The sequence below is a fragment of the Flavobacterium geliluteum genome, from assembly GCF_017948595.1.
GTDB lineage: Bacteria > Bacteroidota > Bacteroidia > Flavobacteriales > Flavobacteriaceae > Flavobacterium > Flavobacterium flavipigmentatum.
In genome coordinates this window covers 29,734-55,597 of the sequence record NZ_JAGFBV010000009.1, presented here as the reverse complement: position 1 = coordinate 55,597, position 25,864 = coordinate 29,734, and the positions used below count along the sequence as shown (strand labels likewise).

At 33.6% G+C, this 25,864-nt stretch carries 24 protein-coding genes; 19 read left to right on the top strand and 5 right to left on the bottom strand.

Annotated elements, in window-relative coordinates:
- The first annotated feature begins 11 nt into the window (after positions 1-11).
- The 3 genes from J3495_RS07440 to J3495_RS07430 all read left to right on the top strand — a co-directional run bounded on the left by J3495_RS07440 (position 12) and on the right by J3495_RS07430 (position 4,869).
- Positions 12-1,946, top strand: a complete 1,935-nt coding sequence (locus J3495_RS07440; protein ID WP_210665927.1) for an OmpA family protein — start codon at positions 12-14, stop codon at positions 1,944-1,946.
- A 243-nt stretch (positions 1,947-2,189) separates the two neighbouring features.
- Positions 2,190-4,196 carry an NAD-dependent DNA ligase LigA gene (gene ligA / locus J3495_RS07435; RefSeq protein WP_210665926.1) on the top strand — a complete coding sequence of 669 codons (2,007 nt, stop codon included), beginning with the start codon at positions 2,190-2,192 and terminating at the stop codon, positions 4,194-4,196.
- Positions 4,183-4,869, top strand: a complete 687-nt coding sequence (locus J3495_RS07430; protein WP_210665925.1) for a lysoplasmalogenase family protein — start codon at positions 4,183-4,185, stop codon at positions 4,867-4,869. Before ligA ends, J3495_RS07430 begins: the two co-directional genes overlap by 14 nt.
- Here the strand turns inward: J3495_RS07430 and J3495_RS07425 are convergent.
- Positions 4,859-5,770: a bifunctional metallophosphatase/5'-nucleotidase gene (locus J3495_RS07425; RefSeq protein WP_210665924.1), complete on the bottom strand. Its 912-nt coding sequence runs from the start codon at positions 5,768-5,770 to the stop codon at positions 4,859-4,861. The two genes, J3495_RS07430 and J3495_RS07425, sit on opposite strands and share 11 nt — an antisense overlap.
- Positions 5,771-5,831: 61 nt before the next feature.
- On the bottom strand, positions 5,832-6,611 hold the full coding sequence (locus tag J3495_RS07420; protein ID WP_210665923.1) for a 5'-nucleotidase C-terminal domain-containing protein: 780 nt from the start codon (positions 6,609-6,611) through the stop codon (positions 5,832-5,834).
- A 77-nt stretch (positions 6,612-6,688) separates the two neighbouring features.
- On the opposite strand from J3495_RS07420, the gene J3495_RS07415 reads away from it, so the two are divergent.
- From J3495_RS07415 to J3495_RS07340, 16 genes are all read left to right on the top strand, one after another.
- A complete protein-coding gene (locus J3495_RS07415) occupies positions 6,689-7,171 on the top strand; it encodes a DUF6913 domain-containing protein (RefSeq protein ID WP_317192630.1) in 483 nt (160 codons plus the stop codon).
- Between the two features lie 15 nt (positions 7,172-7,186).
- On the top strand, positions 7,187-8,068 hold the full coding sequence (gene dapA, locus J3495_RS07410; protein ID WP_210665921.1) for a 4-hydroxy-tetrahydrodipicolinate synthase: 882 nt from the start codon (positions 7,187-7,189) through the stop codon (positions 8,066-8,068).
- Between the two features lie 136 nt (positions 8,069-8,204).
- Positions 8,205-8,999 (top strand): outer membrane protein assembly factor BamD, encoded by a 795-nt coding sequence (locus J3495_RS07405; RefSeq protein ID WP_210665920.1) that lies wholly within the window; start codon positions 8,205-8,207, stop codon positions 8,997-8,999.
- A gap of 9 nt (positions 9,000-9,008) precedes the next feature.
- Entirely contained in the window at positions 9,009-9,326 is a 318-nt protein-coding gene (locus J3495_RS07400; protein ID WP_007807938.1) for a DNA-directed RNA polymerase subunit omega, read from the top strand.
- Between the two features lie 7 nt (positions 9,327-9,333).
- Complete coding sequence (gene coaBC / locus J3495_RS07395; protein WP_210665919.1) at positions 9,334-10,548, top strand: bifunctional phosphopantothenoylcysteine decarboxylase/phosphopantothenate--cysteine ligase CoaBC; 1,215 nt, start codon at positions 9,334-9,336, stop codon at positions 10,546-10,548.
- On the top strand, positions 10,538-11,425 hold the full coding sequence (porD, locus tag J3495_RS07390; RefSeq protein ID WP_210665918.1) for a type IX secretion system protein PorD: 888 nt from the start codon (positions 10,538-10,540) through the stop codon (positions 11,423-11,425). Before coaBC ends, porD begins: the two co-directional genes overlap by 11 nt.
- 49 nt (positions 11,426-11,474) lie before the next feature.
- Positions 11,475-13,127: a DNA repair protein RecN gene (gene recN / locus J3495_RS07385; RefSeq protein ID WP_210665917.1), complete on the top strand. Its 1,653-nt coding sequence runs from the start codon at positions 11,475-11,477 to the stop codon at positions 13,125-13,127.
- 45 nt (positions 13,128-13,172) lie between these two features.
- The gene (locus J3495_RS07380; protein WP_210665916.1) at positions 13,173-13,877 is read left to right on the top strand and encodes a hypothetical protein; all 705 of its coding nucleotides are present in this window, start codon (positions 13,173-13,175) and stop codon (positions 13,875-13,877) included.
- A 54-nt stretch (positions 13,878-13,931) separates the two neighbouring features.
- Positions 13,932-15,122: an enoyl-ACP reductase FabV gene (gene fabV / locus J3495_RS07375; protein ID WP_210665915.1), complete on the top strand. Its 1,191-nt coding sequence runs from the start codon at positions 13,932-13,934 to the stop codon at positions 15,120-15,122.
- A gap of 121 nt (positions 15,123-15,243) precedes the next feature.
- Positions 15,244-16,242, top strand: a complete 999-nt coding sequence (locus tag J3495_RS07370) for a glycosyltransferase (protein WP_210665914.1) — start codon at positions 15,244-15,246, stop codon at positions 16,240-16,242.
- A 1-nt stretch (position 16,243) separates the two neighbouring features.
- Complete coding sequence (coaE, locus tag J3495_RS07365) at positions 16,244-16,840, top strand: dephospho-CoA kinase (protein WP_210665913.1); 597 nt, start codon at positions 16,244-16,246, stop codon at positions 16,838-16,840.
- A 59-nt stretch (positions 16,841-16,899) separates the two neighbouring features.
- A complete protein-coding gene (locus tag J3495_RS07360) occupies positions 16,900-18,486 on the top strand; it encodes a sensor histidine kinase (protein ID WP_210665912.1) in 1,587 nt (528 codons plus the stop codon).
- A gap of 3 nt (positions 18,487-18,489) precedes the next feature.
- Positions 18,490-19,206, top strand: coding sequence for a response regulator transcription factor (locus tag J3495_RS07355; protein ID WP_210665911.1), 717 nt, complete (start codon positions 18,490-18,492; stop codon positions 19,204-19,206).
- Between the two features lie 673 nt (positions 19,207-19,879).
- Positions 19,880-21,271: an RtcB family protein gene (locus J3495_RS07350; RefSeq protein WP_210665910.1), complete on the top strand. Its 1,392-nt coding sequence runs from the start codon at positions 19,880-19,882 to the stop codon at positions 21,269-21,271.
- An 11-nt stretch (positions 21,272-21,282) separates the two neighbouring features.
- Positions 21,283-21,972, top strand: coding sequence for a peptide chain release factor H (gene prfH / locus J3495_RS07345; RefSeq protein WP_210665909.1), 690 nt, complete (start codon positions 21,283-21,285; stop codon positions 21,970-21,972).
- Positions 21,959-22,495 carry a hypothetical protein gene (locus J3495_RS07340; protein WP_210665908.1) on the top strand — a complete coding sequence of 179 codons (537 nt, stop codon included), beginning with the start codon at positions 21,959-21,961 and terminating at the stop codon, positions 22,493-22,495. Before prfH ends, J3495_RS07340 begins: the two co-directional genes overlap by 14 nt.
- Before the next feature lie 57 nt (positions 22,496-22,552).
- On the opposite strand, the gene J3495_RS07335 is transcribed toward J3495_RS07340, so the two are convergent.
- From J3495_RS07335 to J3495_RS07325, 3 genes are all read right to left on the bottom strand, one after another.
- The gene (locus J3495_RS07335) at positions 22,553-23,299 is read right to left on the bottom strand and encodes an acyl-[acyl-carrier-protein] thioesterase (RefSeq protein WP_210665907.1); all 747 of its coding nucleotides are present in this window, start codon (positions 23,297-23,299) and stop codon (positions 22,553-22,555) included.
- Positions 23,300-23,547: 248 nt separating this feature from the next.
- Positions 23,548-24,468 carry a tRNA (adenosine(37)-N6)-dimethylallyltransferase MiaA gene (miaA, locus tag J3495_RS07330; RefSeq protein ID WP_210665906.1) on the bottom strand — a complete coding sequence of 307 codons (921 nt, stop codon included), beginning with the start codon at positions 24,466-24,468 and terminating at the stop codon, positions 23,548-23,550.
- 15 nt (positions 24,469-24,483) lie between these two features.
- Positions 24,484-25,845 (bottom strand): exonuclease domain-containing protein, encoded by a 1,362-nt coding sequence (locus tag J3495_RS07325; RefSeq protein WP_210665905.1) that lies wholly within the window; start codon positions 25,843-25,845, stop codon positions 24,484-24,486.
- Between the last annotated feature and the right edge of the window lie 19 nt (positions 25,846-25,864).

Genomic DNA, 25,864 nt, shown 5'->3' with positions numbered 1-25,864 from the left:
AAAGACAACTTATGAAAAAATTATATAACCTAAGTTTAGTGTTGAGTTTTACGATTTGTTTTGCTCAGACTAATTTAAAGAAAGCTGATGCACTTTTTAAGAATTATTCTTATCTAGATGCGTCAAAGGCTTACGAAGAATGTTTGCAGAATATCAAAAATCCTTCTGCCCAAACATTAAAAAATGCAGCCGATTCGTATTATTTTATTTCTGATACTCAAAATGCGCTCAAATGGTACAAAAAACTGTACGAAGTGCAAGGAAATAATTTAACAGATATTTACTATCTGCGTTACATTCAGTCTATGAAAGGGGTTATGGATTATGATAACGCTGATAGAATTACAAAAGAATATCTCAATAGAAAGGGAGATCAGAAAGAAATAAACCGATATGTAACTCAAAAAAGGCAACTCGATAGTTTGGCCAAAACAATATCGCTTTACGACATCAAAAATCTCGAAATAAACACGAGTAAGTCAGATTTTGGAGCCACTTTTTATGGAGATAAAATTGTATACACATCTGCGAGAGATACCACCAAGTTTGGAGAAAAACTCTACAGCTGGAACAATCAGCCATTCCTGAATTTATATGTAGCTGACCGAAACACCCCAGATAATAGCCTGTTTAACGAAAATTTGTTCCTACCCAACGTTATGACCAAATATCATGAGGCAACGGCAACTTTTGATAGCAGCGGGAATACAATCTATTATTCGACCAATATTGTCAAAAAAAATAAATTGGTTATTGATGAATCTAAAACCAATAATTTTCAGATCGTCAAAGGCACTATTGTTGATGGAAAGCTTGTAAATTCTGAAAAAGTTCCTTTCAATAGTACTGATTATTCGGTGGGACATCCTGCGCTTAGTGAAGACGGAAGATGGTTGTTTTTTGCCTCAGATATGCCTGGCGGTTACGGAGAAACCGATTTATACGTTGTAAAAATTGAAGCAGATGGTACCATGAGTTCTCCAAAAAATTTGGGACCAAAAATTAACACGATTGGCAACGATTTGTTTCCTTATTTTAGAAATAGAGTGCTCTATTTTTCCTCAGACGGACATTACGGTTTGGGAGATTTGGATATTTATCAAAGTGCTTTTTTAGAAAATGAAACTTTTGCCGAACCTAAAAATTTGGGCACACCCATCAATAGTAATAAGGATGATTTTGCTTTTACTATTGATGCAGCAGGTAGATTTGGTTATTTTTCTTCAAATCGTGCCGAAGGAAAAGGTGACGATGATATTTATTCTTTTATCAAAGGAAAACAAGTTTGCAACCAATTAATTACCGGAATTGCTACAAATACAAAATCAAAATTGCCTTTGTCTGATGTAATGATTACGGCTTATGACGTATTTAATGAAACGCTTGGTACGACACAAACCAATGCAGAGGGGAAATATGTAATTTCGGCTCCTTGCGACAAAAAAGTACGATTGGTGGCAACAAAGATGAATTATAGTGATGATGAAAAAACCGTGCAGACTGCCAGTAAAAATGGAGGAGAAATTGAAGATGTAGATTTTCAACTCACCAATTATGATGATCTGGTTGTTAAAAGTAAAGGGGTAGAAAAAGTAGACGTAAAACCTATTTATTTTGATTTTGATAAGTTCGATATCACAGCTTTGGCAGTAGAGGAACTGTCTAAAGTGGTTTTTTTAATGCAAAAATTTCCTAATATCCGCATCAAAATTGAGTCACATACCGACGCTCGCGGAAAGGACGCTTATAACTTAAAACTTTCAGACAACAGAGCAAAATCTACACGCGATTATATTGTTTCGCAAGGAATTGAAGCTTCAAGAATCGAGAGTGCTATAGGTTATGGCGAAACACGATTAATAAATAATTGCAAAAATGGTGTAAAATGTACCGACGGGGAGCATGTTGTAAACCGTCGTTCAGATTTTATCATTATACATAAATAATCTAGATTGATCTTGTAACTTGTTTAAAGTCAAGTGAAATTTAGAGTTTTACAAGACCATTTGGAAGTTGGTTTTTTGTTTAATTTTTTTAAATAAACGAAAATGGAGAAAATCAAGTTGCATCTTTTTGCAACTTGATTTTTACTTTTTTAAAACTTTACTTTTTTTGATAAATATGTATAAAATAGTTCTAATTTTGAGGTACAGATCATCAAATTATAATTCGCTTCATTACAATACTTTATGAACATTCAAGATACCATTCAAAATTTAAGAGAAGAACTCAATCAGCACAATTACAATTATTATGTGCTTGATAATGCCAGTATTTCTGATTATGATTTCGATAAAAAATTAAAAGAACTTCAAGATTTAGAAGATAAGCACCCAGAATTTTTTGATGAAAATTCGCCAACGCAACGAGTAGGTGGCGCGATTACCAAAAATTTCAAAACGATTGCGCATGAGTATCGAATGTATTCTCTTGATAACTCCTATTCTAAAGAAGATTTGGTCGACTGGGAAGCCCGTATTCAGCGAGTTTTAGGGAATGTGGCGCTACAATATACCTGCGAATTAAAGTATGATGGCGCTTCGATAAGCATCAAATATGAAAACGGAAAATTGGTTCAGGCCTTAACCCGAGGCGACGGTTTTCAGGGTGATGAGGTGACTAATAATATTAAAACTATAAAATCGGTTCCGCTAAAGCTAAAAGGAAACTTCCCCGAAAAATTTGATATCAGGGGAGAAATAATTTTACCTTTTGCCGGTTTCGAAAAAATGAATCAAGATCTGATTGAAATTGGAGAAACGCCTTATTCTAACCCTAGAAATACAGCTTCTGGAAGTCTAAAATTGCAGGATAGTGCTGAGGTTGCCAAGCGTCCATTAGAATGTTTATTGTATTTTGTTACTGGAAATAATTTGCCTTTTTCTTCTCAGTTTGAAGGATTAGATTCTGCCAGAAAATGGGGTTTCAAAGTACCTCAGGAGGCAAAATTGGCAAACAATCTTCAGGAAGTCTTTGATTTTATCGATTATTGGGACACACATCGTCATCAATTACCGTACGAAACAGACGGCGTAGTGGTAAAAGTGGATAGTATCAGGCATCAGGAAGAACTGGGTTATACTGCAAAATCGCCTCGTTGGGCAATGGCGTATAAGTTTAAATCTGAACAGGTTTCGACCAAACTAAACTCTATAAATTATCAGGTTGGGCGCACAGGAGCGATAACTCCGGTTGCCAATCTTGCACCTGTACAATTGGCTGGAACGATCGTAAAAAGAGCATCTTTGCACAACGCCGATCAAATAGAAAAACTGGATATTAGAATTCATGATACTGTTTTTGTTGAAAAAGGAGGCGAAATTATTCCAAAAATTATTGCAGTAGATTTAGAAAAACGACCTGAAAATTCAGAGGTTACAAAATACATTACACATTGCCCGGAATGCGAAACAGAGCTGGTGAGGAACGAAGGCGAAGCCAATCATTATTGCCCTAATTTTTACGGATGTCCTCCGCAGATTATTGGTCGTATTCAGCATTATATTTCGAGAAAAGCAATGGATATCGAGGGACTTGGAGGTGAAACAGTAGCGTTACTTTTTAATAATGGATTGGTTCATAATTATGCCGATTTGTATGAACTAACGGTAGAACAGATTTTACCTTTAGAAAGAATGGCGCAAAAATCAGCGGAAAATTTGGTGAAAGGCGTTCAAAATTCAAAAGAAATTCCGTTTGAGAGCGTGCTTTTTGCACTCGGAATTCGTTTTGTCGGAGAAACGGTTGCCAAAAAATTAGCCAAACATTACAAAAATATTGATGCTTTACGTCAAGCTTCTTTAATGGATTTGGTGCTGGTAGATGAAATTGGTGAAAGAATTGCCAAAAGTGTGATCGAATTTTTTGAAAACGATGAGAATCAACGTATAATTGAAAGATTAAGAAATCATGGTATACAGTTTGAAATTGTTGAAAAAATAAATCCTAACGCAACCGAAAAATTTGTCGGTAAAACCTTTGTGGTTTCAGGTGTTTTCTCTCAGTTTTCAAGAGATGAATTAAAAAATACTATCGAAGATAATGGGGGTAAAGTAGGAAGTTCTATTTCTGCAAAAACTGATTTTGTTGTGGCCGGAGACAATATGGGGCCAGCAAAACTTGAAAAAGCAACCAAACTCAATATTCCAATTCTTTCGGAGGATGATTTTATAAAAAAGTTAAATGAAAGCGAATAAGCCTGCACTTATTCTTTACTTTGTAGCATTGGTTGTTACGATTCTTTTTGATTTTTTTGATGTAGAATTTTTGGCTATGTGTGCCAAAGCGACAGTTGTACCCTCTATTTTTTTTTATTTTTTGGTTACAAATGGTTATAAAACAGGCAAACAGGAAAGCTTAATTTTTCTATTCTGTTTTCTAGGTGAAGTTTTTGATCTGATGAACATAGAAATTTCAGAAATGGGCTCACTTTTGTCGTTTAGTGTAGTCTATTGTATACTTTTAAAAATGATTCTTATTGATGATACTATCAAAATAAAAATCAAAAAAATAGATGTTTTACCCGCTTTTATCATAGTAATGCTCATTGCTTATCTACTGATTTCAATTTTAAATTTACAGTATGAAAAAATGAGTCAATTTCAGCTGCAATACGGTATTTACGGAGTTGTTTTAAGCACTTTAAGCATTACCTCTTTCCTTAATTACATGACAAAAGGCACGCCTGTTACTTTGGTATTGAGTATGATGTCGCTGTGTTTTATAGCTTCAGATGTGTTTTATATTTTTAGCCAATATTTTCCCTTTTCAGCGGTTTTGGTCGTGATAAAAGATTTTTGCCAGATTTTGTCGTATTATTTTATGACGCGCTATTTATTAAGTAAAAAAACAAAAAAGGTTACACAATAATTGATTTTCCTTGGTTGGTATGTGCTTTATTGTTATCAAAATAAAAATCAATTCGGCCTAAATTAATTCCGTAACAGCCCACTTGGTTGATCAGTACATCCTGGCCCATTTTGTTTTTTGCAACAGTAGGTTTGTCCAGAAAAGTGTGCGTATGCCCGCCAATTATTAAATCGATATCCTGAGTCAGTTCGGCCAATTTCAAATCGCAAATTTTTGAACCATCATCGCGATAGTTGTATCCCAAGTGCGAAAGACAAATAACCAAATCGCATTTCTCTTCTTTTTTTAATAATTGAGTCATATCCTGGGCAATTTCTACAGGATTATTGTAAACAGTTTCTTTGTACATTTGCTTGTCAACCAATCCTGCAAGTTCAATTCCGAGACCAAAAACGCCTACTTTTATTCCGTTTTTATTAAAGATTTTATAAGGCTTTACGAGGCCATTCATTACGGTGTTTTTAAAATCATAATTCGAATTAATGAATTCAAAAGTAGCATGCGGCATTTGAGCATACAAACCATCCAAGCCATTATCAAAATCATGATTTCCTATAGTCGAAGCATCGTATTTCATCATGCTCATCAATTTAAACTCCAATTCACCTCCATAATAATTAAAGTACGGAGTTCCCTGAAAAATATCACCCGCATCAAGCAAAAGTACATTTGGATTCTCTTTTCGAATTGTTTCAATAAGTGCTGCACGACGTGCAACACCGCCTTTGTTAGCATTACGGGGATCATCGGCAGGAAAAGGATCAATATGGCTGTGCACATCGTTGGTGTGCAAAATAGTCAGGTGTTTTATATCGCTGGTTTCAAAACTGCTCAAGGACAATCCTAAACTTAATAATGCGGTACTAGCAGCTGTTTTTTCAATGAATTCTCTTCTTTTCATGGCTATATTTTTAGACAAATACGTCTGAATTTTTATCGGTATGGTATTAAAAATAGAAAAATTACTCTTCTGTAATTCGAATGTCTTTCGAAATCGGAATCGTATCTACTTCCTTAAAATAATCAATCAATACATTTCGAAGTTTATAATTCAAATCAAATTTGGCGACATTGGTTTTAAAGAAATTCATGTTGTCTCCACCGTTTGCCAGATAATCATTAGTGGCAACATAATATATTTTATCAGAATCAAGCGGTTTTCCCTGAATCATTATATTGGTAGGAATATTGTTTTTTGAGATCGTAAAAGTAGCACCCGCCAAAGGATGTGGTTTTTTTTCTTTAATGATATAAGCAGCCATTTCTGTAATTTGAGTCCCTTTTAGGGCTAAAACGACCAAATTATTTTCAAAAGGCATGATTTCAAAAGCAGTTCTGGTGGTTACATTTCCTTTTGGAAGAATGGCACGAATACCACCATGGTTTAAAAGACAAAGATCGATCTCTTTTTTCTCTCTTGCTTTAAAAACAATATTTCCTCTTTGTAAACAAACATCAGCCATAAGATTCCCAATGCTGGTTTGCCATTTGCCAGAACTTTTTTCTAATGTTTCGGGACAGTAAGCTAAAATATTATCTAAATCTTTATTGATATGTTCGCGATATGGTTTTATAAAATTTTCTATTTCAGTAGTTTGTGCTTCTTTTTCCGTTACCGGAAGCTGCTTTCCTTCAATTTTTGTGAGGTTGTAACTCTTGTGACTGCAGGAAAAAGTAAAAAAAAGTGTTAAGAATATAACAAAAAGTTTTAAAAACCCGTTATACTTTTCTAGATTTACCATCTTAAATGAGACTTAAATAATTAATTTTGTAATTTGGTAAAAGTACTATGTTTTTAAATTATATAAAGGAATTTTTTGTGAAAAAAACATTAAATAAAAACTTGCATATTGTAAAAAACGAAGTCTTTACTAGTAATATACAAACTATTGGTTTACTGGTTGATGAAAGCAATTTTAGGCATACTAAAGCTTTGCAGAAAGAGCTTATTCTGAATGGAATTCTTCCAGAAAATATAAAGATAGTGGTGTACAGAGATAAATTTAAAAAGAAAAAAGAATACGTTTTAGCTACTTTTGGAAAAAAGCAAATGAATTGGAAAGGGGAGTTTGAACCCACTTTTTTGAATGAATTTATCGCTACAGAATTTGATCTTTTGATTAGTTATTATGATGTCGAAAAGACCGCTTTGATGATGGTAACACAAAAATCGAAAGCAAAATTTAAAGTAGGATTTGCTTCAATTGATTTGCGTTTTAACCGCTGGATGATAGACATTCCTTTAGAAAATTATAAACTTTTCGTTTCAGAATTGTTTAAGTATTTAAGAAATATAAAATAAATTATAAATTAGAATATGCAATCATTAATAGGGACTGGTGTTGCACTTGTGACGCCATTTAAAAAAGATTTCTCAATAGATATAGAAGCTTTACGCCGAATCATCAATTTTTCGATAGACGGAGGGGTTGAATATCTGGTTGTTATGGGTACCACAGCCGAAAATGCCACACTTACTTCAGCTGAAAAAGAGTTGGTGATCCATACAGTAATCGATACAAATAAAGGAAGATTGCCTTTGGTTCTTGGAGTTGGAGGAAATAATACTATGCAAATTGTAGAAGAATTAAAAACCAGAGATTTTAGTGCTTTCGAGGCTATTCTTTCGGTTTCTCCCTATTATAACAAACCTACTCAGGAAGGTATTTATCAGCATTTTAAAGCCATAGCAGAGGCGTCTCCGGTACCGGTAATTTTGTACAATGTTCCGGGAAGAACAGCGAGTAATATGTTGCCTTCTACGGTAATTCGTCTGGCCAATGATTTTAGTAATGTTGTGGCGATAAAAGAAGCAGCGGGTGATATGGCGCAAGCGTTGCAATTGATAAAAAATGCGCCAAAAGATTTTCTTGTTATTTCTGGCGATGATATGATCGCTTTGCCAATTGTTTTGGCTGGTGGTGCAGGGGTAATTTCGGTCATTGGGCAAGGTTTTCCTAAAGAATTTTCAGAAATGATTCGTTTAGGACTGAACAGAAAAGTAAATGAAGCATTCAAAACGCAGTACTTTTTGTCAGATTGCATCGATATGATTTTCGAACAGGGAAATCCTGCAGGAATCAAACAAGTCTTTCAAGCCCTTGGTATTGCTGATAATACTGTACGTTTGCCCTTGGTACCAGTGGACGATTCGCTGGCAGGTAGATTAAATGAATTTGTAAAAAAGAGTATTCGATAAAATCATAATTTGCTGTATTTTATTAAAGAAAAAAATATTTTGTAGTAGCTAAATTAATAACTAAATTTGCCACCGAAACTTCGGTGTGATTTTGCTTAGTCACAATTGACTAAGAAATCATAATAAAAGTAATAAAATGAAAAAAATAGTATCTCTATTGGTTGTTGTTGTCCTTTTATATTCTTGTAGTGACTATCAGAAAGCGTTAAAAAACGAAGATGTTGCAGCAAAATTTGAAATAGCAACAAAAATGTATGATGCAGGAAAATACAACAAAGCAATTAGGCTTTTTGAGCAATTAGCGCCTAGTTATAGAGGAAAACCACAAGCCGAAAAGTTGTTTTACATGTTTTCGCAGGCGTATTACAAAACAGAGCAATATTACTTGGCAGGTTATCAGTTTGAAAGTTTTGTTTCGGGTTATCCAAGAAGCGAAAAAGTGCAGGAAGCGGCTTATTTAGGGGCTTACAGCTATTCAAAATTGTCTCCGGTTTACAGTTTAGATCAAACAGATACCAATAAAGCATTAGAGAAATTACAAGCTTTTATTGATAATTATCCAAACTCAGAATACATTCCAAAAGCCAATGAGGCGGTAAAAATGTTAAGCGAGAAGTTGGAGAAAAAAGCATACGAAAATGCAAAAGGATACAACACGATTTCAGATTACAAGTCGGCATTGATTGCTTTTGATAATTTTATTGCTGATTTTCCTGGAACAATTTTCAAAGAGGATGCGCTTTTTTACAAATTCGATTCGGCATACCAATTGGCTATTAATAGTGTTCAGTCAAAAATGCAGGATCGTTTAAATGTTGCTAAAGTTGCTTACGGCAATTTAGTAAAGTTTAACAGCAACAGCAAATACAAAAAACAGGCAGACGAGATGAATGCCAGAGTGGAAACAGATTTACAAAAATTTACTAAATAAAATAAAGTCATGGATTTAAAAAAGACGAATGCTCCTGTAAACACAATAACTTACAATAAAACAGTTATTGAAGAGCCAACAGGAAATGTGTATGAGGCAATTACCATTATGGCTAAAAGAGCAAACCAAATTAACTCTGAAATTAAAAAAGAATTGACAGAGAAATTAGAAGAATTTGCGACATATAATGACAGTCTTGAAGAAGTTTTTGAAAATAAAGAACAAATTGAGGTTTCTAAATTTTACGAAAAATTACCAAAACCACACGCTTTAGCGGTACAAGAGTGGTTAGATGGTAAAACGTACCACAGAGGTTCAAACAAATAATAGTACAATGTCAGTTTTAAACGGGAAGAAAATTTTACTGGGAGTTTCTGGTGGAATTGCAGCGTATAAAACAGCATCTTTAGTACGACTTTTTATAAAAGCAGGTGCACATGTCCAAGTGATAATGACACCTGCTTCTAAGGATTTTGTAACACCACTTACGTTATCAACTTTGTCAAAAAATCCTGTCCATTCCAGTTTTTTTAATGAAGATGACGAGAATGCTGAATGGAACAATCACGTCGAATTGGCTCTTTGGGCAGATTTGATGCTTATTGCACCTGCAACAGCCAACACATTGTCTAAAATGACAACTGGCAACTGCGATAATCTTTTAATAGCCACTTATTTATCGGCAAAATGTCCTGTTTATTTTGCGCCTGCAATGGATTTAGACATGTACAAACACCCTTCCACCATTGCTAGTTTTACCGCTTTGCATCAGTACGGTAATGCAATGATTCCTGCTGAGAACGGTGAGTTGGCTAGTGGTTTATCTGGCGAAGGCAGAATGGCAGAACCAGAGAATATTATTGCTTTTCTGGAAGCTGATTTAGAGAGCAAATTGCCTTTAAAAGGAAAAAAAATACTAATTACTGCCGGTCCAACATACGAAGCAATAGATCCTGTGCGTTTTATAGGTAATCATTCGTCAGGAAAAATGGGGTTTGATATTGCAAATGAAGCTGCAAATTTGGGCGCAAGTGTCGTTTTGGTAGCCGGACCAACACATTTTAAAGCAAAAAACAGCTCGATTGAGGTTATAAACGTAGTTTCGGCAGAAGAAATGTATGCTGCATGCCATTTGCATTTTGATGCAGTAGATGTAGCGATTGCAGCCGCGGCCGTAGCCGATTATAAGCCAAAAGTCGTTGCTGCTCAAAAAATAAAAAAAGCTCCGGAGACTTTTTCGATAGAACTTGAAAAGACAAAAGATATTTTGCTTTCATTAGGAGCCATTAAAAAAAATCAGTTTTTAATTGGGTTTGCTTTAGAAACTGAAAATGAAATTGAGAATGCTAAGTTGAAAATTCAGAAAAAAAACTTAGATTTGATTGTTTTAAATTCATTGCAGGATGAAGGAGCAGGTTTTCAAAAACCTACTAATAAAGTTACTTTTATTGACAAGTCATTTCAGATTGAGCCAATGGAATTAAAATCAAAAGAGTCAGTTGCAGTTGATATTTTAAACAAAGTGATTTCGCATTTCTATGAAAAATAAATTAGTTACTTTCTTAGTATTTTTAATCTTTGGCTTTACTCAGGCGCAACAGCTAAACTGTACGGTTACTATAAATTCTGAAAGATTACCAAATCCCAATCAGCAAGTGTACAAAACGTTGCAAACGGCTTTGGCTGAATTTATAAACAAAACAGATTGGACAGGAGCTGTGCTAAACCCAAACGAGCGAATCAATTGTTCGATGTACATCACACTTTCTTCTGCAAATTCAGATCAATTTGCGGGAACGATACAGGTACAATCGTCCAGATTGATTTACAATTCCTCTTATTCGTCTCCGATTTTTAATTTTAGTGATAAAGATTTAAACTTTAGATATACAGAATACGAGCCTTTATTGTTCAATCCGGCTACTTTTGAGTCTAATTTGGTCTCTGTAATTTCTTTTTACAGTTATATGATTTTAGGCCTGGATGCCGATACTTTTCAGTTGGGTTCTGGAAATCGCTATTTCGAGATTGCTCAAAATATCTGTAATGTTGCTCAACAAGGCGGCTCAAAAGGCTGGAACCAGTCTGATGGTCTTCAAAATCGTTATTTTCTAATAAATGATATATTGTCACCTACTTATTCAGATTTGCGTCAAACTGCTTTTGGCTATCATTCAGGATTAGATACCATGAGTCAGGATTTAAAAAGTGCCAAGGAAAAAATGAAATCATCGCTTTTATTGATAGCAAAGCTAAATTCGGTTAAACCGAATGCCTTTCTTACCAGAGTCTTTTTTGATGCTAAGTCAGATGAGATTGTTTCTGTTTTTTCAGGTGGTCCAAGTATTGCCATTACAGATTTGAAAGAAACATTAGGCAAAGTTTCGCCTCTTAACGCTGTCAAATGGAGCCAAATCAAATATTAGTTGATTTTAAGCCGTTACCTACTTCAATAATTTTTTACTTTTACGCTATATGATTACTTCGCTCTCGATTAAAAACTATGCACTAATTGAAAAACTTTCTATTGATTTTTCAAAAGGGTTTTCGATAATTACGGGTGAAACAGGTGCTGGTAAATCTATTATATTGGGCGCTTTAGGATTGGTGCTGGGAAAAAGAGCAGATTTAACTTCTTTAAAAAACAAAGAAGAAAAATGTGTTATCGAAGCACAATTCGAAATATCTAAATACAATTTAAAATCTTTTTTCGAAGCGAATGATCTTGATTATGAAGATGAAACGATTATTAGACGTGAAATTTTGCCTTCGGGAAAATCGCGTGCTTTTATAAATGACAGCCCTGTAAATCTTCAGGAATTGCAGGAATTGAGCGTTTTTTTGATCGATATTCATTCGCAACAGCAAACACAAGAACTTTCTGATGAAGGTGTTCAGTTTAAAATTATTGACGCCATTGCAAATAACACAGAAGTTATTTCATCCTATCAAAAGCTTTTAAAAACGTACAAATCAGAGAAGTCAAAACTCAATGCTTTGTTGAAAAAGCAAAGTGATGCTGGAAAAGAGCAGGAATACAATACTTTTTTATTGAATGAATTGGTTGTAGCAAAGCTAAAATCGGGTGAGCAGGAAGAACTCGAAGCCGATTTTGAAAAGCTGAATAATGTAGAAATTATTAAAGAATCTATTGATAAATCTTTGATAATTGCCAACGAAGAGCAATTTGGTGTTTTTCATAATCTGAACGAAATTAAGGCTTCGTTGCAAAAAATCGCTCCTTTTTCTTCGGAGTATCAAGTTTTATTTGAAAGAATTACCAGCCTGACAATCGAATTTGATGATGTTTCCAGAGAGCTTCAAAATTGTTCAGAGAAATTATTAAATGATCCAACTCAGTTAGAATTTATCAGTCAAAAATTGCAATTGATTTATAATTTGCAAAAAAAGCATCAGGTTACTACTGTTGACGAATTATTGCAAATTCAGGCTGATTTAGAAAATTCAGTTTTAGAATTAGGAAATATTGAAGAAGAAATTGCTTCATTAACCAATTCTATCGATATAAAAACGCAAGAATTGGATGCTTTTGCAGCAACAATTCATCAAAATAGAAATATAGCCATTCCGGTTTTATCAGCGAGGTTAATCGCTATTTTAGAAACTTTAGGCATGCCCAATGTACGTTTTAATATTGAGCTCTTGCCATCTGAAACGTATTTCCAAAACGGAAAAGACGAATTGCAATTTTTATTTTCAGCGAATAAAGGGACCGATTTCGGATTGCTGAAAAAAGTGGCTTCGGGAGGTGAAATGTCGCGAATTATGTTGGCTGTAAAAGCAATTTTGGCACAATATTCTAAGTTGCCAACCTTGATTTTTGACGAAATTGATACTGGAGTTTCCGGTGAAATTGCCATTAGAATGGGAGAAATTATGAAAGAAATGAGTGCTACCATGCAAATTTTTGCTATTACACATTTACCACAAATTGCTGCCAAAGGCGAGTCGCATTTTAAAGTCTTCAAATCTACCATTGATGACGACACGCAATCAGAATTGAAACTTTTATCAAAAGATGAGCGTGTCGTAGAAATCGCGCAAATGCTTTCTGGTGCAAACATCTCTGATTCGGCATTAAACCACGCAAAAGAATTATTAAATTAAATTTTTGAATTATATTTGTTTAGTCAATTTTAGAATTAAATCCGTATGTTGAAGATTTTTAAGGTTTTATGTTTTTTATGCTTTTTTGTGACTCAAATTAAAGCACAAGATTTGCCTCAAAACGCCGTGTTGGATTCTAAAGAAGTTAAAAATGACTCTTTATATTTGATAAAAGATTTTCCAGAAGGTGTTTACCACACTTATGAAGATTTTCTTCAAAAAAAAGCCATTAATATGGTTAATGCGATTGAAAGGAAAACTATTTTCGGTTACAAATCTATACCTAAAGATGTTCTTGTAGATCATGCATTTTTTTCATGGACAAAAAATAAAATAAAGGTCACAGATTTTTTTGCTATTTCTTATAACGGCAATCTTTACATCCAACAAAAATATTTCCATGAATATTCTGTAAAAGCAGATAAAAATCAGGATGGAGACAATTCTAATTCGTATCACAGAGTTATAAATGATGGTAAATTTTTCTATTTAGAAGGACCATTTGCAAATGCATGGTCAAAAGCATTTGCCTATGGTACTGGCGGTGCGGTTGGAGGAGCAATTGGTGCCAACCTAAATAGTTTAAAAGGTGTTGTTTTTGATGTAAAGAAAAAAGAATTCAATTTTATAAGAGATTGTAAAGATTTAAATCTTCTTATTGAAGAATATAAGGGAAATATTATTGACTGTACCGAAAAAAAAATAGATATAACATCTGTTCGTGAAAATGTTGATAAAATAATAAAATAGCTACTTAGAGTAGTACAAAATTAAAAGCTAAATTAATATCATAAACAATATAAGATGATTATAGAACCTAGAATGAGAGGATTTATTTGTTTGACTGCTCATCCAGAAGGATGTGAGCAAAACGTAAAAAATCAAATAGCATATATACAATCAAAAGGAGCCATTTCGGGCGCAAAAAAAGTATTAGTAATCGGTGCCTCAACAGGTTTTGGACTGGCATCAAGAATCACAAGTGCTTTTGGTTCTGATGCAGCTACTATTGGTGTTTTCTTTGAAAAACCTCCAGTAGAAGGCAAAACAGCTTCGCCAGGTTGGTACAACTCAGCGGCTTTTGAAAAAGAAGCGCACAAAGCGGGTTTGTATGCAAAAAGTATTAATGGTGATGCATTTTCAAATGAAATAAAAAGAGAAACATTAGATTTAATCAAAGCTGATTTAGGTCAGGTGGATTTAGTGATTTATAGCTTGGCTTCGCCAGTACGTACCAATCCGAATACAGGGATTTTGCACCGTTCTGTCTTGAAACCAATTGGACAAACATTTACTAATAAAACCGTTGATTTTCATACAGGAAATGTTTCGGAAGTTTCTATTGCTCCTGCAAATGAGGAAGATATAGCAAATACTGTTGCTGTAATGGGTGGAGAAGATTGGAAAATGTGGATGGATGCTCTTAAAGCCGAAAACTTATTGGCAGAAGGAGCTACAACAGTTGCTTATTCGTACATAGGGCCATCATTGACAGAGGCAGTGTATCGCAAAGGTACAATTGGTCGTGCCAAAGATGATTTGGAGGCTACAGCTTTTACAATTACCGACAGTCTTAAAGATTTAGGAGGTAAAGCGTATGTTTCGGTAAATAAAGCGTTAGTAACACAAGCAAGTTCTGCAATTCCGGTTATTCCGCTTTATATTTCGCTTTTGTATAAAATCATGAAAGCAGAAGGAATCCACGAAGGTTGTATTGAGCAAATTCAGCGTTTGTTTAAAGACAGATTGTACAGTGGATCTGATGTTGCTACAGATGAGAAAGGAAGAATTAGAATTGACGATTGGGAAATGCGTGACGATGTTCAGGCAAAAGTGGCACAGCTTTGGCTGGAAGCAACTACAGAAACTTTGCCTGCAATTGGCGATTTGGCAGGTTACAAAAATGATTTCTTAAACCTGTTCGGATTTGCGTTTGAAGGAGTAGATTACGAAGCAGATACAAGTGAGTTAGTTGGTATAGAAAGTATCAAGTAATCACATCCATTATAATCCTAAAACCATCAATCAAAAGTTGATGGTTTTTTTGTTAATATAACATATCTTTGTTCCAATTTTCAATTTGACAATAATTGCCACTTAATACGCATATTCTGCTATGATTTTTTCTCTAATTATACCCGTGTATAATCGACCGGATGAAGTTGATGAACTTTTGGAAAGTTTATCAAAATCTGATTATAATGAAGCTTTTGAAATTGTTCTTGTAGAGGATGGATCTTCGATTCCTTGCAAAGATGTAGTGATGACCTATCAGGGAAAACTAAATATTTCGTATTATTTTAAGGCCAACTCAGGACCTGGTGATTCAAGAAATTTCGGAATGCAAAAAGCAGTTGGAGATTATTTTATTATTTTCGACTCAGACTGTATCATTCCGCCTAATTATTTATCAGAAGTCCGAAAAGCACTCAACAACGAATATGTCGATTGTTTTGGAGGGCCGGATAAAGCGCTGGATAGTTTTTCGGACATCCAGAAAGCAATCAATTTTGCAATGACTTCATTCCTGACTACAGGTGGAATTCGTGGTGGATCTGAGAAAATCGGAAAATTTCAACCCAGAAGTTTCAATATGGGAATTTCAAAAAAAGCCTTTGAAGCCTCAAAAGGATTTGGAAACATTCATCCTGGGGAAGATCCTGATTTATCTATCCGATTATGGAACTTAGGTTTTGAAACCAGATTGTTTCAAAATGCGTATGTATATCATAAAAGAAGAATTGATTGGGAAAAATTTTCGGTTCAGGTGAATAAATTTGGAAAGGCAAGACCTATATTAAATAGTTGGTATCCAGAGCACAATAAATTGACTTTTTTCTTTCCAACAGCATTCATATTAGGATTATTATTAGCTTTTATACTATTAATTTTTAATTTTGATCTGTTGTTACAATTATATTTCGTATATTTCGTTATAATTTTTCTTACAGCAACAATTCAAAATAGAAGTATTAAGATAGGATATTTAGCGGTTATTGCTGTTTGGAAACAATTTTATGGATATGGAACAGGATTTTTAGAATCCTACATAAAAATTATTCTTCTGAAAAGGAAGCCTCAGGAAGCTTTTTTAGGAATGTTTTTTAAAATATAATATGACAAAAGTTATTGGTCTTACAGGTGGTATTGGAAGTGGTAAATCTACAATTGCAAATTTTTTTGAAGAGTTTGGAGTTCCGGTTTATATCGCTGATGATGAAGCTAAAAAAGTGATGCAAAGTAAAGAAATTGTTTCGGCAATAAAAACTGCTTTTGGCGAAGGTATCTTTGAAAATACTATTCTGAACAGAACCAAATTGGCCGAAATTGTATTTAACGATCCTGATAAATTGGCGCAGTTAAACGCCATTGTGCATCCCGCAGTAAAGAAAGATTTTAATGCATGGTTAGCAGAAAAAAAAGAATATAATTTTGTGGTTTATGAAGCCGCAATTTTGTTTGAGAGTGGACGTTATAAGCATTGTGATACAATAATAACGGTTACAGCTCCGGAAGAAATAAGAATTGACAGAGTGATAAAACGAGATAATACCACCAGAGAGCAGGTTTTAAGCCGAATGAAAATGCAATGGGATGATGAAAAACGAATTTCTGGAAGCGATTTTGTAATTAATAACACTAATCTTAAAAAAGCCCGAGAAGAAGTGGTGGAAATTCTTAAAATTTTGAATATAAAACAAAAACAGTCTTAAATGTTAATATTTGGTTAATGTATTGTTCAGTATATTGTTAAAATATTAATTTTGTTTCGATGAATAAATTATTTTTTAGAATACTTGTTTTATTGATGAGTTTATCTCTTATCGGGATCATTCTGGTACAAGTATATTGGTTCAATTCTTCGTTCAAAAACAATGACGAACAGTTTAAATACCACGTTACTCAAGTAATTAGTGATGTTTCTGATAAGTTAGAAAAACAAGAAGAATATGGTTTTTATGAGAAGATTAACCGTATTAAAGACAGTACAGGTAAAATTCCTCAAAAAGAAGATTTATTAGAGATATTATTTGTTCAAAGAAATACAAAAACAAATAAAACGATTGTTTATAAAAACAGCATTATCTCTGAAAATTATGATTTAAGCGGTTCGTTATTTGATAAAAAATTCAGTTCTGATCGATTTAAAAATTTTAGTTCAAAAAGGTTAACCGAAATTTATAACAATAATAATAGTATCGATAATAATACTTTAAATCAAAGCATTATACCTGATATAAAGATCGAAAAAGACGGAAATTTAGACATCCTGAACAAAGCCCAAATGCAAATTTCATATAAAGATTATGCTTCGGCATTACCTATAAATGAAAGAATTACAAAAGAGAAAGTAAAGAATCTCCTGAAAAAAGAATTAGAAGAGCATGGTGTAAAAACCAAATTTGAATTTGGAATTTACAGTAGCGGGATTGCAACAAAAATCAAATCGGATGGATTTCATTTTGATAAAGACGCTACCTACAATACGCCAGTTTTTGCCGATAATGAAGGCAATAGTAAATATGAGTTATTAGTTACGTTTCCTAACAAAAAGAAATTTTTGTTATCAGATTTAGTAAGTATCACAATATTATCAATCATTTTTACGCTTATTATTATTGTTGCATATACTAGTGCATTAAATCAGTTATTACGTCAGAAGCATATATCAGAGATAAAAACAGATTTTATCAACAATATGACGCATGAGTTCAAGACTCCGATCGCAACTATAAATTTGGCACTCGATGCGATAAAAAACCCTAAAATTATCGAAGATAAAGAAAAGGTTTTTCGCTATCTCCAAATGATTCGTGATGAAAATAAGCGCATGCATGCTCAGGTTGAAAACGTGTTACGTATTTCTAAGCTAGAAAAGAAAGAGCTTGATATCACCAAAGAGCCAACGGCAATTCATGATATTATAGAAGATGCAATAGAGCACGTAAATTTAATTTTAGAAGACAGAAATGGTACCGTAGTAAAACATCTAAATGCTGCAAGAACAACCTGTCTGATAAATGAAGTACATTTTACAAACGTGTTGGTTAATATTTTAGAAAACGCTATAAAATATTCACCTGATATTCCTGAAATCGAAATTTTTACAGAAAATGTAAAAGACATGATTCTGATAAAAGTAAAAGATAATGGATTGGGAATGAGTAAGATAGCTCAAAAAAGAGTTTTTGAGAAATTCTACAGAGAGCATACAGGAGATTTGCATAACGTAAAAGGTCACGGTTTAGGCCTTGCTTACGTAAAAAGAATAGTTGAAGACCACAATGGTCAAGTATATGTTGAAAGCGAAAAAGGGAAAGGTAGCACCTTTATAATAAAAATACCATTAATAAATTAAAATATGGAAAATAATAACAAAAGAATACTTTTAGTAGAAGATGACCTTAATTTTGGGGCAGTTCTTAAAGACTATCTAATGTTAAATGACTTTGAAGTTACTTTAGCTAAAAACGGTATGGAAGGTTTCGAGAAATTCAAGAAGGATGTTTATGACTTATGTATTCTGGATGTCATGATGCCATATAAAGATGGTTATACACTGGCTAAAGAAATTAGAGAAAAAAATAGCGAAGTGCCAATTATCTTCTTAACTGCAAAATCGATGAAAGAGGATGTGTTAAAAGGATACAAAGCCGGTGCAGACGATTACTTAAATAAGCCATTTGATTCAGAAGTGCTTTTGATGAAAATCAAGGCAATTATTCAAAGAAAATCAGCCGATACAAAAGCAGAACAAGTTCAGTTTGAATTTAATATTGGTAAGTTTCACCTTAATTCAAAACTAAGATTCTTAACTTTTGAAAATGATGAAGCAATAAAATTATCTCCAAAAGAGAACGAATTGCTTAAAATGTTAATTCTTCATGAAAATGATTTGATGCCAAGAGAATTAGCATTGACAAAAATCTGGAGAGATGACAACTATTTTACTTCAAGAAGTATGGATGTTTACATTGCCAAACTTAGAAAATACCTAAAATCTGACGAAGATGTTGAAATCTTAAACATTCACGGTGAAGGTTTCAGATTGGTTGTAAAAAGCAAAGTATCAGAATAACTTTTACTTACAAAAAACAAAGCTCTGAGAAATCAGGGCTTTTTTTATGTTCAATTTTAACTGCAATCGCCACATAATCTCGCTATTTGAGGATGATCTCAAAACACCTCAATCCTTTGTATTTTATATTTTAAAAATTTCAAATTCAATTTTCAGAAGCTATTCCTGCTATTCGCTTGTATCTTTTCCTTGCTAAAGAAGCAAGAAAAAGGATACCGCTTCTATCAGGGCTAGGGGTTTATTTTTCAGATAGATACATTTTTTTTTTAATTAGAAATAAACACTTTAAAAATCATTCTTTAATTTTTTTTCTAAAATAATTTGGAAATTCAAAAAACAATTCTGAATATTTGCACACGAAAAAGTAATAATCCTTTAATAACGAAGAAAAATGTTTGAATTTACATTATCATCTCAAGGCTTCACACCAAACATATTTGGTGCAGCACTTCTTCGTGGCTTATTTCAATCTTAGAAATTTATTTTTAGATATATAAAAAAGCCCGAAGACAATTAGTTTCGGGCTTTTTTATTCTAGACACTTCAAATTTTCCCGAATAACAGTTCCATTATTTATCTCAAAAAGATAAAAGATCCCGCACGCTTACATTTTATTCCGAAACATTTCGGGCTAAAATTCGCATGCAAAAAAGTAAGAATAATTAAAAAATTTATGGGAAATAAATTATCTGGAAAAGACCTGATCAAATTAGGCTTTCCAAAAAACAATTCAATAAACATAGCCCTCGGGCAAATAAATAGATACAGAAAAAGAGAAAAAAAAGAGTCTATTCTAACAGAAGCCAAAGAAGTTTTGTTGCATCCGGAGAATTTCGAAGGACACGGAACCTGGGGAAAAGTTGCCGAAGGGCTTATAAATCCTGTTCAGGTAAGAATGCACCAATTGAAAACAACGAGAGCTCCTTTTACCATTTTTGGCGAAAACGAAATCGATCAGCAGGCAAAGTTTCAATTGTATGATTCATTGAAACTACCAATTTCGGTTGCTGGAGCCTTAATGCCAGACGCCCATTCGGGCTATGGTTTGCCAATTGGCGGGGTTTTAGCCACAGACAATGCTGTGATTCCGTATGGTGTAGGAGTTGACATTGGCTGCAGAATGAGCTTGTCTATTTATGATTTGCCAGCTTCATTTTTTAAAGGAAAAGAACATCAATTACAGGCAATTTTAAAAGATAATACCAAATTTGGAATGAATGAGACACATGCAACAAAAGCCGATCACGATGTTTTTTACAAAAGTGAGTTTCAGGATATTCCTTTGCTAAAAAATCTTTTGCCAAAAGCGTACAAGCAGCTTGGCAGTTCTGGTGGAGGAAATCATTTTGTAGAGTTTGGTATCGCCAAAATTGACAATCCTGAGAATGAATGGAAACTTGGTGCAGGAGAATATTTTGCTGTATTGTCGCATAGTGGTTCTCGAGGTTTGGGAGCTAATATTGCTAAACATTATACCTATTTGGCTACCAAACAATGTCCTTTGCCCAAAAATGTACAACATTTAGCATGGTTAGATTTGAATACGCATGACGGTCAGGAATACTGGTTGGCAATGAATTTGGCCGGAGAGTATGCAAAAGCGTGTCATGATGATATTCATAGAAGAATTGCCAAAGCAATTGGAAAGCGAGTAGTGGTAACGATAGAGAATCATCACAATTTTGCATGGAAGGAGTTGGTAAACGGTAAAGAATGTATCGTGCACAGAAAAGGCGCAACGCCTGCAGCAGAAGGACAACTAGGGATAATTCCTGGTTCTATGACAGCTCCGGGATATATCGTAAAAGGAAAAGGAAATGAGAGTAGTTTAAACTCTGCTTCACATGGTGCTGGAAGATTATTTTCAAGAGCCAAGTGCAAAAGTACTTTTACACAAAGCGAAATCAAAAAAGTCCTGAAAGCAAATGATGTAACCTTAATTGGAGGCAATATTGATGAAGCGCCAATGGCTTATAAAGACATAGAGAAAGTGATGGCCAATCAAACTGACTTGGTGGAAGTACTAGGGACTTTCACGCCTAAAATCGTTAGAATGGACCGATAAAAAAATTAAAAATGGAGAAAATAATTCAGATAACGGCGGGTCGCGGACCATCAGAATGTACTTGGGTGGTGGCACAAGTACTAAAAAAGGTGCTGGAAGAAGCACAAGAGCAACAATTAGAAATTACCCTGCTTCAGCGAGAAGTGGGTCAGGAAAATGGCACGATTAATACAGCAACAATTTCTGTCAAAGGGAAAAATGCTATAACATTTGCTAATTCGTGGATAGGAACGATTCTGTGGATTGGTCAAAGTCAGTTTCGAAAAATGCACAAGCGTAAAAATTGGTTTATAGGAATTTTTGAGATTGAACCGCAGAAAAATGCATCAATTTTAGACATGGATATCCAATATCAGGCAATGCGTAGTTCGGGAGCAGGAGGGCAACATGTTAATAAAGTGAGTTCTGCTATTCGGGCAACACATCTTCCTACCGGGATTGCTGTAGTAGCTATGGATAGTCGTTCCCAGTATCAAAACAAAAAACTGGCAACAGAAAGATTATTAAAAAAAATAGAAGACGAAGCGCTACAGCAACTTAAAAATCATGTTGTAAAACAATGGGAAAATCAACTGAATATTCAGCGTGGCAATCCTGTGAGAACTTTTACCGGAACTGATTTTAAGAAGAATAAAATAACCAAAAGTTATAAAGGAGCTCGTCAGAAATTAAAAAACGATTTACGAAATGAAAACAATTGATAAATATCTTTTTCAGGCGATGGATAATTACCCATATTCACTGGAAGAGACGATAGAATCCTTAGACTATGCTTTTTCGTATGATTCTAAAAACACTATGGTTTTGTGTTTGTACGGGAGAATTCAGGCAGAACAATTATGGAATTATGAGGAAGCTAAAAACTATTTTCAGGAGGCTTTGGTTATTAATATTCAAGCTCTTGAGGTTTATCCGCATTATATTCATACTTTAATTTTGAATGAAGATTATCAAGAAGCAGAAAAACTTATCGATTTTGCACTAACTGTAAAAGGCATCAATAAGGCAGAAATATTGCTTAAAAAAGCCCTTCTTTTTGAAGTACAAATGCAGTTTAAAAAAGCTTTAAAAGAAATTAAAAATGCCAAATTGCATTCAATTCATTATTTTATAGAAGCAGATTGTGTCGAAATGGAGAAAAGAATCAAGTCTAAAATTGATTTATCCGAAAATAAAAAGAAGTCTAAAAAGTCAAAAAAGACTTCAAAAAAGAAGTCTAAATAATTTTTGACCAAAACAAAAACGATGCTTTTTCAAGGAAGAAAAGGCATCGTTTTTATATTATTTCCAGTGCAAGTGTAAAGCAAAGCAAGTTTTTTCATCTTTTGTAATGCTAAAAGTAGCCGCTGAATTATCGTTATTTTCACTTTCGTGAATGACTACCTGGTCTTTTAATGACAACTCTTTCATAAAGTTCATTTCGAAGCTTTTTACTTCTTGCTTTAGAATTCTATTTGCATTAACATGATCCAAACACCACTCTAAATATTTTACATTATTAACATGATTGACAATGTCTAAATCTGATAAATAAACCGTTTTTTCAAAGATAGCTTCTTTTTCATGATTGATATTTATTTTAGAAAATCCTTCTACTGTCGCTTTGTTTTCAGGATACAATTCAAAATGTTCATACGGCAAAGCCAAAGCTTCAGGACGACGAGCTTGTGTATTAAAAACTGCCCAATACGTCTCGCAACCTACTATTTTTTTACCCTTTATGTACATTTCGAGTGCACGAACAGAACGTGAATTTTCTAAACTATTAATCCATGTTTTTACCGTTACGACATCTTGCCATTTTGGTAAAGCTGTAATTTCAACCCGCATTCGGCTTAAAACCCACGCTTGGTGAAACTCTTGCATGTCATAAAAACTAATACCGCCTATTTCTGAATGTGCAGCGGCAGTAAGTTGCAAAATATTACATAAATCTGTATATTTTAAATACCCATTTGGTGTGCATTGTGTAAAATTGATTTCCCAGTCTTTGCTTAAAACTGAAGTAAAATTGGGTGATATTGGCATTGGTAGGGTAGATTTAATATTTTAGATTCTAGATTTTAGACTTTAGATTTTTTTGAAATGCGAGAATAATATTTTAAAACTAATAAAAATAAGACCAAATAATATTATTCCAAAAATTATAAATTCTTTCGAATTTAAATTTTTAAAATGAGGATGTTGGGTTTTTTCTTTTAATGCTATAAAAAATGCAATAGTCAAAACGATTGTAAAAAAAAGAAATAAAATATTCCCTATTAGTTTTAAAAATTTCATCTTAATAAAGTTTTGATATGATCTATAATTTCTTTTCTATCTGTCGCATAATCAAACCATTTGGTAGCTTCATTTCGTTTGAACCATGTTAATTGTCTTTTAGAAAAACGTCTGGTATTTTTCTTGATTTCTTCGATAGCAAAAGGCAATGAAAATTCACCATCAAAATAACTAAATAATTCTCTGTAGCCCACAGTTTGCAATGCATTAAGAGCTTTATTAGGATATAATTCTTTTGCTTCTTCAAGCAAACCAGCCTGAAGCATTGTGTCTACGCGTTGATTGATTCTTTCGTAAATAATCGCTCTGTCGGCTTCTAAGCCAATTAAAATAGGCGTAAAATTGCGATTGTTTTTCTTTTGATTTAAGAAAGAAGAGTACGGTTTTCCTGTTCCCAGACAGACTTCTACAAAGCGCATCATTCGTTGAGGATTTTGCAATGTTTGCGGATTTTCTTTTGTTATTTGTTGAAAATAGTTTGCATCCAAAAGTTGTAATTGTTCTTGTAAATAACCTATTCCGAGTTTTTCATAATTAGAATTTACCGTCGTTCTTACCGAAGCATCAATTTCTGGAAATTCGTCAAAACCTTTAAGAATAGCATCTACGTAAAGTCCAGATCCTCCAATTAGAACAGCAAAATCATTGTTTTTAAATAATTCTTCTAACACATTTAAAGCCTCTTTTTCGTAATCACCAACTGTATAATTCTCAAAAATCGATTTATTTTGAATAAAATGATGTGGAGCGGATTGCAATTCTTCCTTATTTGGAACCGCTGTACCAATGGTCATTTCTTTAAAAAACTGACGGCTGTCGCAGGAAACAATTTCGCATTGAAAATGATTTGCCAAAGCAATGCTTAGGGCCGTTTTGCCTATAGCTGTTGGTCCTACTATGGTGATTAAGTATTTCAAAAGAGTTTTTTTGCCTTAAAAATTAAGTATTTTGAGAGATTTGCTTTTTCTGATGTAACTCTGAATAATGTTCTTTACATCTCGATTGTTTTGCATCGGAATTAAAATATTTTTCAAAATATCGATATTCGTAACCTGATAATTAAGGTCATAATAAGCATAACCTTTGTAAATTCCGTTTTCAACAAGTACGGCACTTCTTTCATTAATATTTCGGCCTTTGTCTAATAAAATCATGCTTTTATTCTCAAAACTGCTTTGCGAAATAAATTGTTGTACCCTCGCATTGTAAATTTCAGGACTTATTTTACCCACACAGGCACCATCACATTCTTTAATTTTGTATTGAAAACAATCTTTTTTGGTACTATACAATCCGGTTAATTTTTGGCACAATTGGTAGGAGGCAGTAAATTTGAAAAGTGCATTTTTTCCTTCTTGTAAAGTTGCAAACGAGGTAATTTCTTTTTTACGGCCATCTGCTTTTTCCAATTTCAAATTCAGATAACCGTTAGCGTCTTTTTCGGCGTAAAGTGCGTATAAAAAGATTGTTTTTCTTTGCGAACGATTGTACCTCGGACGGTTTATTTTTATTTCTTCACTTTCTTTCAAAAGTGCAATCAGTTCGCTTCCGGTTTCATCATAAGTAATAGTAAAAACTTCTGCTTGAATTTTTTTGCTCTTTGTAGTGATTCCCGTAAAGTGCTGGTTGACTCTCTTTTTTATGTTGAGACTTTTTCCAATGTAGATTAAATCACCGCTTTCGTTATGAATATAATAAACACCTGTTTTTGAAGGCAGTTGCCTCATTATGTCTAAAAGTTTTGGCGCAATGCCTTTTTCGACTTCCAGTTTTATAAAATCTTTTACGATTGTTTTTTCAAGATCTTTTTCTAAAAGCATTTTAAACAATTTGGTCGTTGCCATAGCGTCTCCGCTGGCGCGATGTCTGTCTGCCATTGGAATTCCGAGGGCACGAACCAGTTTTCCTAAGCTATAAGAAGGTTGTTCTGGAATTAGTTTTTTGGCAAGTTCAACCGTACAAAGTGTTTTGGCTTCAAAATCATACCCTAAGCGTCTGAATTCGGTACGTAAAATTCGGTAGTCAAATGAGGCATTATGTGCTACGATAATGCAATCTGAGGTAATTTCGATAATGCGTTTTGCAACTTCAAAAAATTTTGGAGCAGAACGTAACATAGCATTATTTATCCCCGTTAATTTTACTACAAAAGGCTGAATCGGAATTTCAGGATTCACAAGGCTAATAAACTGATCGACTACTTCATGACCGTCAAATTTATAAATGGCGATTTCGGTAATTCCTTCTTCATTAAACTGGCCTCCAGTTGTTTCTATGTCTAATATTGCGTACAAATTCAGTGTTCGGTATTCA

Excerpts from the sequence above, each read along its gene's own strand:
- J3495_RS07440 (WP_210665927.1), top strand. The coding sequence starts at position 12 with ATGAAAAAATTATATAACCTAAGTTTAGTGTTGAGTTTTACGATTTGT.
- ligA (WP_210665926.1), top strand. The coding sequence starts at position 2,190 with ATGAACATTCAAGATACCATTCAAAATTTAAGAGAAGAACTCAATCAG.
- J3495_RS07430 (WP_210665925.1), top strand. The coding sequence starts at position 4,183 with ATGAAAGCGAATAAGCCTGCACTTATTCTTTACTTTGTAGCATTGGTT.
- J3495_RS07425 (WP_210665924.1), bottom strand. The coding sequence starts at position 5,770 with ATGAAAAGAAGAGAATTCATTGAAAAAACAGCTGCTAGTACCGCATTA.
- J3495_RS07420 (WP_210665923.1), bottom strand. The coding sequence starts at position 6,611 with ATGGTAAATCTAGAAAAGTATAACGGGTTTTTAAAACTTTTTGTTATA.
- dapA (WP_210665921.1), top strand. The coding sequence starts at position 7,187 with ATGCAATCATTAATAGGGACTGGTGTTGCACTTGTGACGCCATTTAAA.
- J3495_RS07405 (WP_210665920.1), top strand. The coding sequence starts at position 8,205 with ATGAAAAAAATAGTATCTCTATTGGTTGTTGTTGTCCTTTTATATTCT.
- J3495_RS07400 (WP_007807938.1), top strand. The coding sequence starts at position 9,009 with ATGGATTTAAAAAAGACGAATGCTCCTGTAAACACAATAACTTACAAT.
- coaBC (WP_210665919.1), top strand. The coding sequence starts at position 9,334 with ATGTCAGTTTTAAACGGGAAGAAAATTTTACTGGGAGTTTCTGGTGGA.
- porD (WP_210665918.1), top strand. The coding sequence starts at position 10,538 with ATGAAAAATAAATTAGTTACTTTCTTAGTATTTTTAATCTTTGGCTTT.
- recN (WP_210665917.1), top strand. The coding sequence starts at position 11,475 with ATGATTACTTCGCTCTCGATTAAAAACTATGCACTAATTGAAAAACTT.
- J3495_RS07380 (WP_210665916.1), top strand. The coding sequence starts at position 13,173 with ATGTTGAAGATTTTTAAGGTTTTATGTTTTTTATGCTTTTTTGTGACT.
- fabV (WP_210665915.1), top strand. The coding sequence starts at position 13,932 with ATGATTATAGAACCTAGAATGAGAGGATTTATTTGTTTGACTGCTCAT.
- J3495_RS07370 (WP_210665914.1), top strand. The coding sequence starts at position 15,244 with ATGATTTTTTCTCTAATTATACCCGTGTATAATCGACCGGATGAAGTT.
- coaE (WP_210665913.1), top strand. The coding sequence starts at position 16,244 with ATGACAAAAGTTATTGGTCTTACAGGTGGTATTGGAAGTGGTAAATCT.
- J3495_RS07360 (WP_210665912.1), top strand. The coding sequence starts at position 16,900 with ATGAATAAATTATTTTTTAGAATACTTGTTTTATTGATGAGTTTATCT.
- J3495_RS07355 (WP_210665911.1), top strand. The coding sequence starts at position 18,490 with ATGGAAAATAATAACAAAAGAATACTTTTAGTAGAAGATGACCTTAAT.
- J3495_RS07350 (WP_210665910.1), top strand. The coding sequence starts at position 19,880 with ATGGGAAATAAATTATCTGGAAAAGACCTGATCAAATTAGGCTTTCCA.
- prfH (WP_210665909.1), top strand. The coding sequence starts at position 21,283 with ATGGAGAAAATAATTCAGATAACGGCGGGTCGCGGACCATCAGAATGT.
- J3495_RS07340 (WP_210665908.1), top strand. The coding sequence starts at position 21,959 with ATGAAAACAATTGATAAATATCTTTTTCAGGCGATGGATAATTACCCA.
- J3495_RS07335 (WP_210665907.1), bottom strand. The coding sequence starts at position 23,299 with ATGCCAATATCACCCAATTTTACTTCAGTTTTAAGCAAAGACTGGGAA.